Here is a 1,077-nt window from a genome sequence, read left to right on the forward strand (position 1 = left end):
ATACAATGACTGGTTTAGTAAAATGGTTTAACGCAGATAAAGGTTTTGGCTTTATCACTCCTGATGATGGCAGCAAAGACGTTTTCGTCCATTTCACCGCCATCCAGAGCAATGAATTCCGCACGCTGAACGAAAATCAGAAAGTTGAATTTTCTATTGAGCAGGGGCAACGTGGCCCCGCGGCAGCGAACGTTGTTACGCTCTAAGGTTGCCGTTATTACTCAACATCTCCATTTCCGCTGTCCATGTTGTCATGGTTCACAGTACCGTACATCGGCATTCGATGTGACGGAGCGAAACCCTTTGGGCGCTAAGTGTATTTTTTGTAAATCGACTATGATCACCTTTGATAACGTCGCGCTGCAAATACGCACTGACCATGCGCCGCTGGATTTCACAAAATAATATCAGGCTCCCTCGTGGAGCCTTTTTTATATCTGCCTTATTTTTCTTCAACGCTGTATGTATAATAAGCGATAACCTGTTGATTATTGAATCTTTCGGGGAGATAGCTTATAACATTTCTTACCTGACCAGGGTACCGGGAACCAACACCTTACTGGCGTGTTGTTGTCTTTCAAGACCAGACGAGGTTAACAGTGAATATTGAAGAGTTAAAAAAACAAGCCGAAACGGAAATCGCCGACTTTATCGCGCAAAAAATCGCCGAGCTGAACAAGAATACAGGGAAAGAAGTCTCTGAAATTCGCTTCATCGCACGAGAAAAAATGACCGGGCTTGAAAGTTATGATGTCAAAATCAAAATAATGTGATTTTGTGAACATCACCCCGTGCGAGGTGATGTTCCGCTTGTTGCTAATTTAGTGACCAATCATTGGCGCTTGTGGAATTAAGCGTCGGTACAATTCCTCCGGCACCGGGCTTTGCCATACTCCCGCATACATTGCGTAACCAATCACCGCAAACATAATCCCCAGAACCAGTAGCGTCATTAACCAGCCAGACAACGCAAAGGCTTTTTTATTTGCTGCAGGTTTTTGCAGTGAAAAGGTCAATGTTGAGGCTACCGGACATGACTCTACGCAAGTCATACAGCCGGTACATTCCACTGTTCAT

Annotated in this window: 4 protein-coding genes and 1 pseudogene; 4 read left to right on the forward strand and 1 reads right to left on the reverse strand. The window is 44.5% G+C overall.

What is annotated here, in order from left to right:
* The first annotated feature begins 5 nt into the window (after nt 1–5).
* From cspG to ACUU1M_RS20260, 4 genes are read left to right on the forward strand one after another with little or no spacing between them, the layout of a single operon-like run.
* Nucleotides 6–206, forward strand: a complete 201-nt coding sequence (cspG, locus tag ACUU1M_RS20245; protein ID WP_000147279.1) for a cold shock protein CspG — start codon at nt 6–8, stop codon at nt 204–206.
* Between the two features lie 10 nt (nt 207–216).
* Nucleotides 217–405 carry a cold shock small protein YmcF gene (gene ymcF / locus ACUU1M_RS20250; protein ID WP_071524879.1) on the forward strand — a complete coding sequence of 63 codons (189 nt, stop codon included), beginning with the start codon at nt 217–219 and terminating at the stop codon, nt 403–405.
* The gene (ymcE, locus tag ACUU1M_RS20255; protein WP_042774451.1) at nt 380–610 is read left to right on the forward strand and encodes a protein YmcE; all 231 of its coding nucleotides are present in this window, start codon (nt 380–382) and stop codon (nt 608–610) included. The genes ymcF and ymcE overlap by 26 nt, the downstream gene beginning before the upstream one ends.
* On the forward strand, nt 600–773 hold the full coding sequence (locus tag ACUU1M_RS20260; RefSeq protein ID WP_001019194.1) for a GnsA/GnsB family addiction module toxin: 174 nt from the start codon (nt 600–602) through the stop codon (nt 771–773). The genes ymcE and ACUU1M_RS20260 overlap by 11 nt, the downstream gene beginning before the upstream one ends.
* A 48-nt stretch (nt 774–821) precedes the next feature.
* On the opposite strand, the pseudogene ACUU1M_RS20265 reads toward ACUU1M_RS20260, so the two are convergent.
* Nucleotides 822–1,073: pseudogene (locus ACUU1M_RS20265) on the reverse strand (4Fe-4S binding protein); the annotation flags it as partial.
* Nucleotides 1,074–1,077: the final 4 nt, after the last annotated feature.

The organism is Shigella sp. SIG6, assembly GCF_053555815.1.